At 73.5% G+C, this 15,763-nt stretch carries 6 protein-coding genes; 3 read left to right on the forward strand and 3 right to left on the reverse strand.

Translation table 11 applies throughout. The annotated features are described in order from the left end of the window. Window positions 1-2: 2 nt before the first annotated feature. On the reverse strand, window positions 3-8,585 hold the full coding sequence (locus tag DXZ73_RS07415) for a type I polyketide synthase (protein ID WP_116210214.1): 8,583 nt from the start codon (window positions 8,583-8,585) through the stop codon (window positions 3-5). A gap of 291 nt (window positions 8,586-8,876) precedes the next feature. Here DXZ73_RS07415 and DXZ73_RS07420 point away from each other — a divergent pair, with 291 nt between their 5' ends. Beyond that, window positions 8,877-9,683: a thioesterase II family protein gene (locus DXZ73_RS07420; RefSeq protein WP_116210215.1), complete on the forward strand. Its 807-nt coding sequence runs from the start codon at window positions 8,877-8,879 to the stop codon at window positions 9,681-9,683. Window positions 9,684-9,927: 244 nt separating this feature from the next. Here DXZ73_RS07420 and DXZ73_RS07425 read toward each other — a convergent pair whose 3' ends face one another. Together DXZ73_RS07425 and DXZ73_RS07430 are read right to left on the reverse strand one after the other, a co-directional pair. Next, window positions 9,928-10,539 carry a TetR/AcrR family transcriptional regulator gene (locus tag DXZ73_RS07425; protein WP_116210216.1) on the reverse strand — a complete coding sequence of 204 codons (612 nt, stop codon included), beginning with the start codon at window positions 10,537-10,539 and terminating at the stop codon, window positions 9,928-9,930. After that, the gene (locus tag DXZ73_RS07430) at window positions 10,517-12,052 is read right to left on the reverse strand and encodes a DHA2 family efflux MFS transporter permease subunit (RefSeq protein WP_240351257.1); all 1,536 of its coding nucleotides are present in this window, start codon (window positions 12,050-12,052) and stop codon (window positions 10,517-10,519) included. The genes DXZ73_RS07425 and DXZ73_RS07430 overlap by 23 nt, the downstream gene beginning before the upstream one ends. 246 nt (window positions 12,053-12,298) lie before the next feature. Here DXZ73_RS07430 and DXZ73_RS07435 point away from each other — a divergent pair, with 246 nt between their 5' ends. Together DXZ73_RS07435 and DXZ73_RS40055 are read left to right on the forward strand one after the other, a co-directional pair. After that, window positions 12,299-13,171 (forward strand): alpha/beta fold hydrolase, encoded by an 873-nt coding sequence (locus tag DXZ73_RS07435; protein WP_116210218.1) that lies wholly within the window; start codon window positions 12,299-12,301, stop codon window positions 13,169-13,171. Between the two features lie 153 nt (window positions 13,172-13,324). Continuing rightward, complete coding sequence (locus tag DXZ73_RS40055) at window positions 13,325-15,763, forward strand: type I polyketide synthase (RefSeq protein ID WP_116210219.1); 2,439 nt, start codon at window positions 13,325-13,327, stop codon at window positions 15,761-15,763.

Here is a 15,763-nt window from a genome sequence, read left to right on the forward strand (position 1 = left end):
GGTCACCCGGCCTTCGGAGTAGGGGTCGCGGGCGCGTTGTCGCGCGAGACGCCCAGCTCGTTGTCGATGAAGTCGAAGATCTGATCGGCGGATGCGGCCTTGAGCCGATGGGCGGCGCTGTCGTCGTCCGCTGCGACGTTCGTGGACTTCCACCGGGCCAGCAGCGTCTCGAGCCGGGTGGTGATCTCGCCCGCGTCCCCGTGGGGCAGTTGGGCGGCGATCGCGGTCAGAGTGTTCTCCATGCGGGTCAGATCGCTCAGGACGGTGCCGGCGCCGGGAGGCCCGGCCGGTGCCTGAGGTGTTGTCACGCCTGTGGGCGCCTTCTCCCGGCCGGTCAGCCGTTCGCGCAGATGGCCGGCTACGGCCGTGGGGGTCGGATAGCGGAAGACGAGGGCGGTGGGCAGGCGGAGCCCGGTGTCCGCCGCGAGCCGGTTGCGCAGCTCGACGGCGGTCAGCGAGTCCAGCCCCAGCTGTTTGAAGGTGGCGTCGCCGCGCAGCGCCTCCGGATCGGTGCGGCCCAGGACTTCGGCGGCATGGGTGCGTACGGCGTCGACGAGCAGGCGGAGCTGTTCGGCGGCGGACAGGAGGGCCAGCCGGCCGGACCAGTCGATGGGGGGACGGCGGTTGGCGGCGGTGCGCCGGGCAGGGGTGTGCGGGACGGCCAAGGCGCGCAACGGCGCGGGCAGGGCGGCGGCATCCTCGGCGGCCAGGTCACGGACGGCGAGCCGGGCCGCGAGGAACGAGTGACCACCGTGCCTGCGCGCCGCGTCGAGCAGGGCGGGCACCCGACCGGGGGCCGTCGCCTCGATGCCGGGCCTCGGCGCGGCGGGCGGGCCGTAGGCCAGGGCGAGACCTGTCGTGCCGGTGACATTCCGCCTCAGGGCGAGGGCCTCGCGGAAGGCGTCGGCACTGGCGGCCGCCGCCGTCCGAGGGATGCCCAGGGCCCCCTTCGCCGGGGACAGGACGGCGAACAGGGCCAGGGGGAGGTGGGCGGTCGCGGAGTGCAGAGCGGCCACGACCGCGGCCCCGGCCGTCCATGCGGCGCCGAACAGGGCACCGTCGGAAGGGTCTTGTGCGTCGGCGGCGTGGACGACACCCGTGAGGGGGTGGTCCACGCCGACGGCGGCGATCGCTTCGGCGACGGCGGACGCATCCGCCGGATCGGCGACGGCCAGTCGCACCGTGGCACCGAGGTCCCGCAACCGGGAGACGAGCGCTGTCGCCTCCTTGTCCTCCTCCGGTCCCGGGACGAGCAGCAGCAGATGCTTCGACTCATGGGTGCGTATCAGGTCTTCGGCGAGCGCGGCGAGCAGGGCACCGCCGGGCCCGGCGAGCAGCACGGTGCCGTCGGGGTCGAGCGGGTGGGGTCCGCTTCCGGCCGTCCGGGGTGCGGGCGCGAGGCGAGGCACCAGGACGGTCCCTGTGCGCAGTGCGAGTCGGGGCTCGTCGGCGGCGAGCGCAGTGGCCACGGACTCCGACTCCACGGGAACGTCGGTATCGGTGTCGATGAGGACGAGGCGGCCGGGGTGCTCGACCTGGGCGTTGCCGATCGAACCCCATGCACCGGCGGCCACCGGCCGGGGAAGGCCGCCGTCTCCGGTGGCGACCGCGCCGTGCGTGATCACCACCAGGCGGCTGCCGGCGAGGCGTGCGTCGGCGAGCCAGCGGTCGGCCAGTGCGGCCGCGTGCTGTGCGGCGGCCAGGCCGTCGATGGTCTCGTCACCGACGCCCCCGGTGGCCGTGGCAGTGGTGATGACGACGGACGGCACCGCCGCCCCACCGTCGAGCGCGGCCAGCAGGGCGTCCAGGTCCGGGAACCCCTCCCCCAGGGTCACCCAGGTGGAGCGGTCGGCCGGTGCCTCGGATACGGACGCCGGTTCCCATCGCAGCGCGTACAGGTCGGGCGTGCGCTCTCCTGCGGCCCGCAGCTGCCGGGAACCGGCCGCCACCAGGACGAGGCCCTCGCACGTGAGTACCTCGGCCCCGGTGAGGTCGCTCACCCCGACCCGCCAGGCCCGCCCGGCCTGTTCGTCCTGTCCTTCGAGAGGCGAGAGGTGGACGCGCACGGAAGTGGCACCGGTGGCCCACAGGGACAACCCGGTCAGGGTGAAGGGCACCCACACGTGGTCCGCCCGGGGCGCTTCGCCGAGCAGCGCGGGGTGCAGGACGGCGTCGAGGAGAGCCGGATGAATGCCGAATCCATCGACCCCTGACGCTTCTTGAGGGAGCGTCACTTCCGCATACAGGTCCGGGCCCTGGCGCCACAACGCACGCAGCCCCTGGAAGACGGGACCGTAGCCGACACCGGTCGTATCGGCCCTTTCGTAGAAGTCGCCCAGGTCGACGGGTTCGGCGCCGGACGGCGGCCACACCGCCTCTGCCCCAGCCGCCGGCCGGGCGGACTCGGCGGCCAGCCGGCCACTGGCGTGGCAGGTCCACGGCGCGCCCCGGTCGGAGGCCGCCTCCTCGTCGGGGCGGGCGTAGACATGGATCTCACGATGTCCGTCCCGCTCGTCGGCCGGGCCCACGACGATCTGCACCTGTACGGCTCCGGCCTCGGGAAGCGCCAGCGGGGCCCGCAGCGTGAGGTCGTCGACGCCCGCGCACCCGGCCTCGTCGGCGGCCCGCAGAGCCCACTCCGCCAGGACCGAGGCGGGGACGACGACGGTGCCGAAGAGGGTGTGCTGGGCGAGCCAGGGGTGACTGTTCCGACTGATGCGGCCGGTGAGCAACCGTACGTCTGCATCGGCGAGTTCGGCGGCCGCGCCCAGTAGTGGGTGACCGGCCGCGGCGAGTCCGAGACCGGCCGCGTCCAGTGTGCCGGTGGGGGCGTCCAGCCAGTAGCGCCGACGCTGGAAGGCGTACGTGGGCAGGTCGAGGACGGACGTACCGGGGTCGGCGAACCAGCTCGCCCATCTGATGGCACACCCCGCGCCGAAGGCCTCGCCCAGGGAGTGGGCGAAGCGGGGCAGGCCGCCCTCGTCCCGCCGCAGCGTGGGGACGGTGACAGCGTCGACGTCGGCCTCTTCGAACGTTTCCTGCAGGCCGAGGGTGAGCACCGGGTGAGGGCTGGACTCGATGAAGATGCGGTGGCCGTCGGCGAGCAGCGCCTCGACGGCGTCCGCGAAGCGGACCGGCTGACGCAGGTTCGTCACCCAGTAGTCGGTGTCCAGGCCGGTGGTGTCGATCCGGGTACCGGTCACGGCCGAGTAGAACGCCACGTCCGTGGCGGTGGGCCGGACACCGGCCAGGATGCGGGTCAGTTCGCCGGTGATCCGGTCGACCTGGGGGCCGTGCGAGGCGTAGTCCACGTCGATGAGGCGGGCGCGGAGGTCGCGCGCCTCGGCGTCGGCGACCACGGCGGCGACCTGCTCGGTCGGCCCGGAAATCACCGTGGAGGAAGGTCCGTTGACCGCTGCGACGCCCACCCCGTGGCGTCCGTCGACGAGCTCGGCGGCCTGTTCCCGGCCCACCCCGAGGGAGGCCATCGCGCCGGAGCCGGACAGCTCCCGCAGCGCCTGGCTGCGCAGCGCCACGACCTTGGCACCATCGTCCAGACTGAGCGCCCCCGCCACACAGGCGGCCGCGATCTCGCCCTGCGAGTGGCCCACGACGGCGGCGGGCGTGATGCCGTACTCGGCCCACATCGCGGCAAGGGAGACCATCACCGCCCACAGGGCCGGCTGGACCACCTCCACCCGGGACAGCTCACCGCCGTCCCCACGCAGCACTTCTGTCAGGGACCAGTCGACGTACGGGGAAAGAGCCTGCTCGCACTCGGCGATCCGGGCCGCGAACACCGCCGACTCGTCCAGGAGCCGGGCCCCCATACCCGCCCACTGCGACCCCTGCCCGGGAAAGACCAGCACGGGACCGGCACCGGAGGAACCGGCCACCCCGGACACCACATCCGGCGAGGTCTCGCCCGCGGCCAGCGCCCCGAGCCCGGCCAGCAGTTCCGCACGGTCATGGCCCACGACCACGGCCCGGTGCTCGAACACCGACCGCGTCGTGGCCAGCGACCGGCCGACCTCCGTCGCGGAGACATCCGTGCCTCCGGCCAGGAACGCCTCCAGGCGGCGGGCCTGTTCGCGCAGCGCCTGCCCGGTCCGCCCCGAGACGACCCATGGCACCACCGCCGCACTCGGCCCGGTCTCCGGGGCCGCCTCGGCGGTGGCGTCGCCCGTGTCCTCGGGCGACTCCTCCAGGACCAGGTGCGCGTTCGTGCCCGAGATCCCGAAGGAGGAGATCCCGGCCCGGCGCGGGCGTTCGCCGCGCGGCCACACGACCGGCTCGGTGAGCAGCCGTACGGCGCCCGCCGACCAGTCCACGTGCCCGCTCGGCTCGTCCACGTGCAAGGTGGCGGGCAGCAGTCCGTGCCGCAGCGCCATCACCATCTTGATCACACCGGCGACACCGGCGGCCGCCTGGGTGTGGCCGATGTTCGACTTCACAGAACCCAGCCACAACGGCCGCTCCGCGTCCCGGTCTTGCCCGTATACGGCCAGCAGCGCCTGCGCCTCGATCGGGTCGCCGAGCGTGGTGCCGGTGCCGTGCGCCTCGACCGCGTCCAGCTCCGCCGCTTCGAGCCGGGCGTCGGCGAGGGCGGCCCGGATGACGCGCTGCTGGGAGGGGCCGTTGGGGGCGGTGAGCCCATTGCTCGCGCCGTCCTGGTTGACGGCGGATCCCCTGATCACGGCCAGTACGCGATGCCCGTTGCGGCGGGCGTCCGACAGCCGCTCCAGCAGGACCAGGCCGACGCCCTCGGCCCAGCCGGTGCCGTCGGCGGCGGCGGCGAACGGCTTGCAGCGGCCGTCGGGGGCCAGGCCTCGCTGCCGCGAGAACTCGGTGAACATGCCCGGCGTGGACAGCACCGTGGCACCCCCGGCAAGAGCCAGGCCGCACTCGCCGCGCCGCAGCGCCTGGGCCGCCAGGTGGAGCGTGACCAGGGACGAAGAGCAGGCGGTGTCCACCGTGAGGGCGGGTCCCTCCAGGCCGAACGTGAACGAGAGGCGGCCCGAGGCCACGCTGGGCGTACTGCCGGTCAGCAAGTAACCGTCGGTGGACTGCGAGGGTTCGTGCAGCCGGGGGCCGTAGTCCTGCCCCGTCATGCCGACGAAGACGCCGGTGGGGCTGCCCTTGAGCGCCCGCGGGTCCAGACCCGCCCGCTCGAACGCCTCCCAGGCACACTCCAGGAGCAGCCGCTGCTGCGGATCGACGGCCAACGCCTCGCGCGGGCTGATGCCGAAGAACTCGGCGTCGAAGTCGGCGGCGTCGTAAAGGAATCCGCCCCGCCGGGTGCTGCTGGTGCCCGACTGGTCGGCGTCGCCGCGGAAGAGCCGCTCCAGGTCCCAGCCGCGGTCGGTGGGGAAGTCCCCGATGGCGTCACCGCCCTCGGCGACGAGCCGCCACAGCTCCTCGGGCGAGCCGCTCCCGCCCGGGTATCGGCAGCTCATGGCCACGATGGCGACGGGGTCGTCGGCCGCATCGGCGCGGGCGGGCGTGGCGGCGGCCCGGTCCGGTGCGCCGGAGACCAGCGCGCGCAGGTGACCGGCGACCGCCGCGGGGGTCGGGTGGTCGAAGGTGAGCGTGGCGGGCAGCGCCAGGCCGGTGGCCGTACCGAGCCGCTCGCTCAGCTCCGCCGCGGCCATCGAGTCGAAACCGGACTCCTTGAAGGTCCGGGCCGTCTCGACCGCTCCGGACGCGGCGCCGAGGACCACGGCCACCTGCTCGGCGACCAGACGGAGGACGGTGCGCTCCTGCTCCGCCGCCGAGAGCCCGGCGAGCCGCGCGGCGAACCCCGCCTGCGCCGGTTCGTCGGCCGACGCCACCTCTTCCCGCACGAGAGGTGCTTCCCGTACGGGAGCCTCCCGCCCCGGGGCAGGGACGGCAGCCGGGGCCTCCGGCCAGTGGCGCTCGCGCTGGAAGGCGTACGTCGGCAGGCTCACCCGGCCCTCGGGGCACGTGGCCCGCCCGGCGGTGAAGTCGACGTCGGCGCCGCGCACGTACGCCTGCGCCAGGCCCGTCATCAACGTGACCGTCTCGTCGCGGCCCCGGCGGCAGACCGCCACCGCCGCGGGGCGCGGGCGGCCCGTGCCCTCGGGCGCGGGGAAGCACTCGCGGGCCATGGCGGACAGCGGGGCGTCCGGGCCCAGCTCGACGAAGGTGGCCACGTTCTGCTCGCACAGGTGACGTATGCCGGACAGGAACTGCACAGGCTCGCGCACCTGCTGCGCCCAGTAGTCCGCGCGGGACAGTTCGGCCCCGGTGACCGGCAGGCCGGTGACGTCGGAGATGACAGGGATGACCGGCGTACGGAAGGTCAGGCGCGCGGCGACGGTGCGCAGCTCGTCGAGGACCGTGTCCATGTGCGGCGAGTGGAAGGCGTGGCTGACCTTCAGGAGGTGGGCCTTGCGGCCGCGTTCCCGCCAGGCGGCGGTCAGTTCCTCCACGGTGTCGCGGTCGCCGGAGACGACCACGGAGGCGGGGCCGTTGACGGCGGCGACGGTGACCCGCCGCTCATGTCCGGCGAGCATGCCGGCGGCCTCGTCCGCGCTCGCCTGCCAGGCGGCCATCGCACCGTTGGCGCGCACCGCCTGCATGAGGCGACCACGTGCGGCCACCAGGGCGCTCGCGTCCGGCAGCGAAAGGGCACCGGCCACGTGTACGGCGGCGATCTCGCCGACCGAGTGACCCAGGACGTAGTCGGCCTTCAGGCCGAAGGAGGACACGAGACGGTACAGGCTCGTCTCGATCGCGAAGAGCGCGGGCTGGGTGTAGGCGGTCCGGTCGAGCAGCGTTCGACGATCGGCTCCCGCGCTGCCGCCGGCGCCGTCACCCTCGCCGAAGATGATTTCACGCAGCGGGCGGTCCAGATGGGTGTCGAGTGCCGCGATCGCCTCGTCGAGGGCGTCGGCGAAGACGGGGAAGACGGCGTACAACTGACGTCCCATGCCCAGGCGTTGAGCGCCCTGGCCGCTGAAGAGCAGGGCCAGCTTGCCGCCGCCGACCGCCTCGCCGGTCACCAGGGAGGAGGCCCCCCTTCCCTCGGCGAGCGCGTCGAGGCCGGCGAGCAGATCACCGGTGTCGCCGCCGAGCAGGACCGCCCGGTGGGCCAGGGCCGCACGGCCGATGGCCAGCGCGTGGCCCACCTGTACGGGGTCCGGGGCGGTCAAGTGGCCGCGGAGCCGGGCGGCTTGGGCGCGCAGCGCGGGAGCGGTGCGGGCGCTGACTGTCCACGGCACCGGGGGCGCGGTCGAGGGACGGTCCGGCGCCACGGCCGGCGGGGCTGCCGGGGTGGGCGCCGCGGCCAGGACGAGGTGGCTGTTGGTGCCGCCCATGCCGAAGGAGGACACCCCGGCGATCAGGGGCTGCTGGGGTTGCGGCCAGTCGCCCGGTTCGTCCTGGACGGTGAGGCCGAGGTCGGCGAGCGGGATGGCCGGGTTGGGGGTGGTGAAGTTCAGGCTCGGCGCGAGCTGCCGGTGGTGGATGCTCAGGGCCGTCTTGAGGAGCCCGACGATCCCGGCGGCGGCCTCGAGGTGACCGACGTTCGTCTTGACGGAGCCGACCGCGAGCGGCGCCGTGCGCGCGCCGTCCTGTCCGAGGGCGGCACCGAGGGCGGCTGCCTCGATGGGGTCCCCGACAGGGGTGCCGGTGCCGTGCAGCTCGACGTACTGGACCTGGTCCGGCGCCACTTGGGCCCGCCGGCACGCGAGGCGCACCACATCCTGCTGCGCCTGCCCGCTGGGCAGGGTGAGGCCGTCGGTGGCGCCGTCGCTGTTGACGGCGCTCCCCAGGATCACGCAGTACACCGTGTCGCCGTCGCGCCGCGCGGCGGCGAGCGGCTTGAGCACCACCAGGCCGCCGCCCTCGCCGCGGACGAATCCGTCCGCGGCGGCGTCGAAGGTGTGGCAGCGCCCCGTGGCCGAAAGGCCGCCGAAGCGGGCCGCGGCCAGCTCGGTGGTCTCCGGGGAGCAGATGAGGTTGACCCCGCCGGCGAGAGCGAGCTCGCTCTCGCCGCGCCGGACGCTCTCGCAGGCCAGGTGCACGGCGACCAGTGAGGAGGACTGCGCGGTGTCGACGGTCAGGCTCGGCCCGGTCAAGTGGTAGGTGTACGAGATGCGGTTGGCGAGAATGCTGCGGTGCACGCCGGTCATGGTGTGGCGGGTGACGTCCTGTGCCGCACAGCGGCGCAGGACGTGGGTGTAGTCGTCCCAGAACGCTCCCACGAAGACGCCGGTGCGGCTGCGGGCCAGGGCGGGCGGCCTGATCCCGGTGTCCTCCAGGGCCTCCCAGCTCAGCTCGAGGAGCAGCCGCTGCTGCGGGTCCATCGCCACCGCTTCGCGCGGGCTGATGCCGAAGAACGCGGCATCGAAGGTGTCGATGCGGTCCAGGTATCCGCCCGGCCCTTCGAGCCCCGAATCCGCCTGCCGGTGCCGGGGCGGAGCGGGGCTCACGGCGCTGCGGCCCTCGCGCAGCAGGTGCCAGAACGCGGCCGGATCGGGCGCTTGGGGCAGGCGGCAGGCCATGCCGACGACGGCGACGGGCTCGTGGCGGGCGTCGGGGCCCGTGGCGGGCGTGGCCATCACGTCAGGCGCGGTCGCTGGGGGGACAACTGGCTGCCACAAAACATCAACGGCGCTCCCGGTCCGAAATCGGAGATCACTTCGAGTACCGCGCTCATCGTGAGCGGGGTCTCTAAAGGGGAGCCAAACCCCGCCTTGCCGCCTGGCGCTTTAGTCCGGCGCTATGGGCTGCGGTCAGCATCGGGCGCGATCGGCACCGGTGCGCCCCGGGCGGTCCGGGCCGGCACAGGCGGCAGATCCGCGGCGCGCTGCGCGGAGATTCCGCGGCACGGCGGGACGAGAGGGAGGGCCATGGACAGGGGCACGGCACAAGCGGCTTGGGGAACCGGGACCGGGGAGTGGCTGCGCCGCTACCACGAGACCGCGCGGGCGCCGGTGCGGCTGGTGTGCTTCCCGTTCGCGGGCGGCTCGGCGAGTTACTACTTCGGCCTCTCGCGCCTGCTCTCGCCCGGCGTCGAGGTCCTGGCCGTGCAGTACCCGGGGCGGCAGGACCGGCATCGCGAGCCGTGTCTGGAGTCGGTGGCCGGCCTCGCCCATGGCGTAGTGGCCCAGCTCCCCTCGGACGGCAAGCCCTTCGCCCTGTTCGGGCACAGCCTGGGTGCCATCGTGGCCTTCGAGGTCGCGCGGCGGCTCCAGGGGCCGGCCGGCCCCGGCCGCCCTGTGCACCTGTTCGCCTCCGGGGGCATCGCGCGGCCCTACCGGCCGGAGGGCTCGGCGGAGGTGCTCGGCGACGGGGACATCCTGGCGCACCTGCGGGCGCTGGGCGGCACCGATGAGAGGTTCTTCGCCAGCGAGGAGCTGCAGGACCTGATCCTGCCCGCGCTGCGGGCCGACTACCGGGCCGTCGCCGCGTACGAGCCTCCCGGTCCCGAGCGTCTCGGCTGCCCGATCACGGCACTGATCGGGGACGCGGACGAGCGGACCTCGCCCGAGGAGGCGGCCGCTTGGCAGGAGCGCGCCGGCGGCGCCTTCGACCTCCATGTGCTGCCCGGCGGGCACTTCTATCTCGACGACTGCCAGGAGCAGGTGGCCGGCATCGTCGCCGACGCCTTGGGCGCGGACCGCCCGGCGGCGGCCCCGGCACGTACGGGCAACTGACGGCCGGAGTCCCCGGCGCGCCCCGCCGGGGGCCGGGGCGCGCCGGGGAGGGGACCGTGCGCGCCGGCCGGGGGATCGAGCAGCGCACAGTCGTCCGGGGCACCGCGAGTCCCGCCGGGGTTTGTCCGGGACTCGCGGGGTGCCGTGCGCGGCGGGCGGTGGCGTGCCGCCGCGCACGGCTGTCGGTCGGGGGCGAGGGGGATGCCCCCGCCCCATGCGGTGGCTGTTCGGTGCCGGCCCGCGGTCAGGGCCGCAGGTCCTCCAGGCAGAACAGCGCTTCGTCCAGGGCTTGGGCGAAGTCCATCTCCGGATCCTTCGCCCACTCCAACGAGACCTGGAGCATCACACCGAACACCGCCCCGGTGTAGGCGCGCACCGAGGCGTCCTTCGGGTCGCGGCCGGCCCGCTTGGCGACCTGCTCGGACATGACTTCCATGGTCCGGCTCATGTTGCCCAGGCTGGCCCCCCACAGCTCCGGCTCGGAGATGATGAGCACCCACCGCTCCCGCTGCAGGGCCAGTTCCTCCGCGGAGATGTCCTTCAGCATCGATCTGATCGTCTGGCGCTCCGCCTGGATCGGCGTGAGGTCGGGCGACTGTTCCTGGAGCATCATCGCGAAGGGCAGGTCGTAGTCGTGTGAGAAGACCAGATCCTGCTTGGTCGCGAAGTAGCGGAAGACGGTGCTGGGAGCGACCTCGGCGGCCTCGGCGATCTGCTCGATGGTCGTGGCCGTGTAGCCCTGTTCCCTGAACAACCGCACCGCCTCCCGCTGGATTGCGGCCTTGGTCCTGGCCTTCTTGCGTTCTCTCAGGCCAGGCACCGTTTTGGCCTGGTCAGACTGCGTCTGCGACTTCATGATCAGATTTTGCGGTTCCGGTGGCGCTCTCACCAACATGACGCGGCAACCACACCATGGCGAGCAGTACGCCGAACAGGCCGAGGCCGCCGGATACCACCAGGACGACGTCCAGTCCGTGGACGAACGCGGACCGCACCGAGTCGGCGAGCGCGGAGGACTTGGCCGCGCGGGCCACGGCCAGGCCGCCGAAGACGGAGTCCTTGACCGCCGCCTGCGCATGTTCGGGCAGGTCGGCGACATCGAGCTTGCCGCGGTAGCCGGAGTTCAGGATGGACCCCAGGATGGCCGCGCCGAAGCTTCCGCCGAGCGTACGGATCGACTGGTTGACGCCCGCGCCGACGCCCGCGCTCTCCGTCGACAGCGCGCCGAGCGCCGCGTCCATGGCGGTGGGCAGCGCGAAGCCGAGGCCCAGGCCGTACGCGGCGGTCCACGCGGCCGCGAGGCCGGTGCCGCTTCCGGTGCCCGTGGTGGCGCCGTAGAACAGGGCGGCGGCGAGGAGCGTGAGGCCCAGGCCGACCGCGGTCTTCGGTCCCATCGCCTTGGCGAGCCTGCCGGCGACCGAGACACCCACGAGCAGGCCGCCGACCATCGGCAGCAGCCGGAAACCGCTGCCCATCGCGTCGGTGCCCAGGATCGCCTGGTAGTACTGCGGCATCGTGAACAGCACGCCGAACATGGTGAAGTTGATCACCGTGCCCAGCATGGTGCCGGAGGTGAACCGGGCCGAGCGGAAGAGCGACAGGTCGACCAGCGGATCGGCCACCCGCTTCTCCCAGAGCACGAACACGACGAGGGCGAGCAGGCCGCCGAGCAGCGGCGCCAGTGTGGTGACGTCCCCCCAGCCCTTCTCGCCGCCCTGGATCACTCCATAGGTCATCGCGGCCAGGCCGACGCTGGAGAACACCAGGCCGCCCAGGTCGAACCGCTTGGCCTCCTTGGCCTTCGACTCCGGCAGCCAGGCGGACACCGCCAGGAAGGCGAGGATCACCACCGGCACATTGATCAGGAACACCGCTCCCCACCAGAAGTGGTTGAGGAGGTAGCCACCCAGGATCGGGCCGAGCGGATAGGCGAGCATCGCCGCACCCGCCACCGCGCCGATCGCCTTGGGACGCTCCTCGTCGGAGAACATCACCGGCAGCAGCGACAGCGTGGTCGGCATGATCAGGGCGGCGCCCAGGCCGAGCACCGCACGCGCGGCGATGAACGTGCCCGAGGACGTGGAATAGGAGCAGGCCAGCGAGGCCAACCCGAAGATCACCAGGGCGGTGAGCAGCACCTTCTTGCGCCCGTACCGGTCTCCGAGCATGCCGGCCGGGATCATCCCGGCCGCGAACACCAGCGTGTACGACGTGACGAACCACTGCAGCTGGACGTTGTTCGCGCCCAGGTCACCGGCCATGGCCGGCAGGGCCAGGCTCAGGATCGTCACATCGAAGCCCACGACCAGGGACGCAAGCACGAGAGCACCGACGGCCCACCACCTGCGCGCACCCAGATCTGCTGACACGAGAGTCCACCTCCTAACGAGAGTTCAATGTCTTGTCGGAGCGTACTCTCATTTTCTCGTCCGTGTACCCCCGGGCGCCCGCACCATCGGCATCGAGGTGGCGTGAGCTCTCCTTGCGAACACCGGGAAGCCCTCGGCAAGATGTCCGGACCCGGCCACGCCGTCGCCACGGCACGGCGCGCCCGTGGCCCGTGCCGCCCGGCCGCGCTCTCCTTGCTTCACTTCCCCCTATCGAGGGACCCCTCTGTGAAGAACCTCCGTATCCCCGTGTCGAAGACCGTCTCCCTGAACGTCCGGCACCGGCCCGCAGACGGACCGGAAGCCACGGGCCGCCCCTTCGTACTGCTGCACGGCATGCTGTCGAACGCCCGGATGTGGGACGAGGTCGCCGAACGCCTCGCCGCCGCCGGGCATCCGGTCCACGCCGTCGACCAGCGCGGCCACGGCGCCTCCGACGCGCCGGCGGACGGGTACGAGCACGCCGCCGTCGTCATGGACCTGGTCGAGGTCTTCGCCGCCCTCGGCCTGGAGCACGCCCTCGTGGCCGGGCACTCCTGGGGCGGGCACCTGGCCCTGCGCCTGGCCGCCGAACACCCGCACCTGGCAGCCGGGTTGGCCCTGGTCGACGGCGGCTGGTACGAGTTCGACGGGCCGGTGATGCGCGCCTTCTGGGAGCGCACCGCCGATATCGTCCGGCGCGCGCAGGAGGGCACCACCAGCGCCGCGGACATGCGCGCCTACCTCCGCAGCACGCACCCCGACTGGTCCCCCGCCGCCGTCGAGGCGCGCCTGGCCGACTACCACGTCGGCCCTGACGGCCTGCTGGTTCCCCGTATGACGGCGACGCAGGTCATGTCGATCGTCGAAAGCCTTCAGCGCGAGTCCCCCGCCGACTGGTATCCCAAGATCACCGTGCCGGTCGTGCTCCTGCCCGTCATACCGGCCCTGCCCCAACTCGCCGACCAGGTACGCGCGTGGGTGGCCGCCGCCGAGGCCGCCCTGGAGCGGGTGAGCGTGCGCTGGTACCCCGGCTCCGGCCACGACCTGCACGCCGGCGCCCCCGGCCGGGTCGCCGACGACCTCCTCCGGCTGGCCCGGGACGTCCCACCGCCCCGCTGACCCCGCGCGGCGGGCGCCGGGCGCGGGCGACAAGGCGGGAGTTAGATCCGCTTAAGCGGCCGCGGCGACCCTGGCTGCGGCAGCGTGCGGTTCACGCCTGCCCACCCGCCCTGCTCGAGGCTTCACGCGCGACAAGGAAGGCTGACCATCCCCGTGGCGAACGAAGAGAAGCTGGTCGAGTACCTCAAGTGGACCACCGAGGAGCTGCATCGGACGCAGCAGCGGCTGCGCGACGTCGAGGCGGCCCGACACGAGCCGGTCGCCGTCGTCGCCATGGCCTGCCGGCTGCCCGGCGGGACCCGGACCCCAGAGGATCTGTGGGAGCTGGTCGCCGAAGGGCGGGACGCCGTCACCGGGTTCCCCGACGACCGCGCCTGGGACATCCCCGAGGAGCCCCCGTACGCCGAGCTCGGCGGCTTCCTCCCGGACGCGACCGGCTTCGACGCGGGCTTCTTCGACATCAGCCCCACCGAGGCCGTGGCCACCGAGCCCCTGCAGCGGCTCATGCTCCAGCTCGCCTGGGAGACCGTCGAGCGCGGCCGCATCGCCCCGCACACCTTGCGCTCCACCCTCACCGGCGTCTACGTCGGCGCCACCGGGCACGACTACGCGACGCGGCTGGAGAGCGCACCCGACGAGCTCCTGCCCTACCTGGGCGGCGGCACCTCCGGCAGCCTCGTCTCCGGCCGTATCGCCTACGCGCTCGGCCTGGAGGGCCCCGCGATCACCGTGGACACGGCCTGCTCGTCCTCCCTGGTCGCGATCCACCTGGCCTGCCAGGCCCTGCGCCGCGGCGAGTGCCGTCTGGCCCTCGCCGGCGGGGGCACCGTCATGTCCACCCCGCACACCTTCCACGCCTTCGCCCACCAGAAGTCCCTGGCCGCCGACGGGCGTTGCAAGCCCTTCGCCGCGGCGGCGGACGGCATGGGCATGGCGGAGGGCGCCGCCCTGATCCTCCTGGAGCGCCTCGGTGACGCCCAGGCGAACGGCCACCCCGTGCTCGCCGTCATCCGGGGTTCCGCCCTGAACCAGGACGGCGCCGCCTACGGTCTCGCCGCCCCCAACGGCCCCTCCCAGCAGCACGTCATCCGGGCCGCCCTCGCGGACGCCCGGCTCACCCCGGACCAGATCGACGCCGTCGAGGCCCACGGGACGGGCACTCCCATCGGCGACGCCATCGAGGCCCAGGCCCTCATCGCCGCCTACGGCGCCCACCGCCCCCGGGAACAGCCCCTGTGGCTCGGGTCCGTCAAGTCCAACACCGGGCACACGCAAGGCGCCGCCGGTACCGCCGCCCTCATCAAGATGGTCAAGGCCCTGCAGCACGGCACCCTTCCCCCCACGCTCCACGTCGACCGCCCCACGCCCCTCGCCATGTGGAAGAAGGGGGCGGTGCGGCTGCTCACCGACGCGGTCGACTGGCCCCGCCACGACCGCCCCCGCCGCGCCGGCATCTCCGCGTTCGCCACATCCGGCACCAACGCCCACCTCATCATCGAGGAGCCCCCCGCGCCGGCCGGAGCAGCCGCACACACCGTCCCGTCCGCGCGTCCCGTGGCCTGGCCCCTGTCCGCCCGTACGCCCGAGGCCCTCAGGGCCCAGGCGAAGGCCCTCGTCGCCCATCTGGCCGCCGCGGACCCGGCACCCGCCCCCGCCGAGGTCGGCTACTCCCTGGCCGCCACGCGCACCCCCTTCGAACACCGCGCCGTCCTCGTCGGCACCGAGTACCACCGACTGCTCGCCGCAGCCGAGGCGCTGGCCGCCGGAGGCGACCACCCCGGCCTCGCCCTGAGCGCTCCCGACGACACCCCGAAGAAGGTCACCTGGTACTTCGGCGCCGAGGCCCCCGCGTCGCTCGGCGTCGACCTCCGCACCCACATCCCGGTCTTCGCCGCCGCCTTCGACGAGGTCTGCGCCCTCCTCGACACACACCTTGCCGACCCTCTGCCGCCCAGCCCCCTCGACTCCCCCCGTCCCGGTCACCTTCAGCCCCTCCTCTTCGCCCTGCAGACCGCGCTCGCCCGGCTGCTCGTAGAAGCCGGGGTCCGTCCCCACACGCTCGTCGGCGACGGCGTCGGCCACATCGCCGCCGCGCACACCGCCCACGTCCTCACCCTCGACGACGCGTGCCGCCTGGCGGCCGCCCACGCCCAGGCCACCGCCGACCCCGCGCGGCCACCCACCGCGGAGACGTACAAACCCGTCCTGGACCAGGTCACGTTCCAGCCCCCCGCACTCACGCTGACCACCACCGCCCCGGTGGACGCCACCCTCACCACGCCCGCCTACTGGCACCACCACCTCAACTCCCCTTCTCCCATCTCACCCCCCACTCCCGACACGCACGCGCTGCTCCACTTGGGCTCCTCACCTCAGGGCACCCCCGCGGCACACGGCCTGCTCGACGGCCGACCGACTGCCACCGAGGCCCTGTTGACCGCCCTCGCGCGTCTCCACACCACCGGCACCACCGTCGACTGGACCCCCCTCCTGCAATACGCCCCCGACCCGCACACCGTCGACCTCCCGACATATCCCTTCCAGACCACTTGCTACTGGCTGCACGACCACACCACCGCCACCACCGCCTGA

Source organism: Streptoverticillium olivoreticuli subsp. olivoreticuli, from assembly GCF_003391135.1.
Lineage (GTDB): Bacteria > Actinomycetota > Actinomycetes > Streptomycetales > Streptomycetaceae > Streptomyces > Streptomyces blastmyceticus.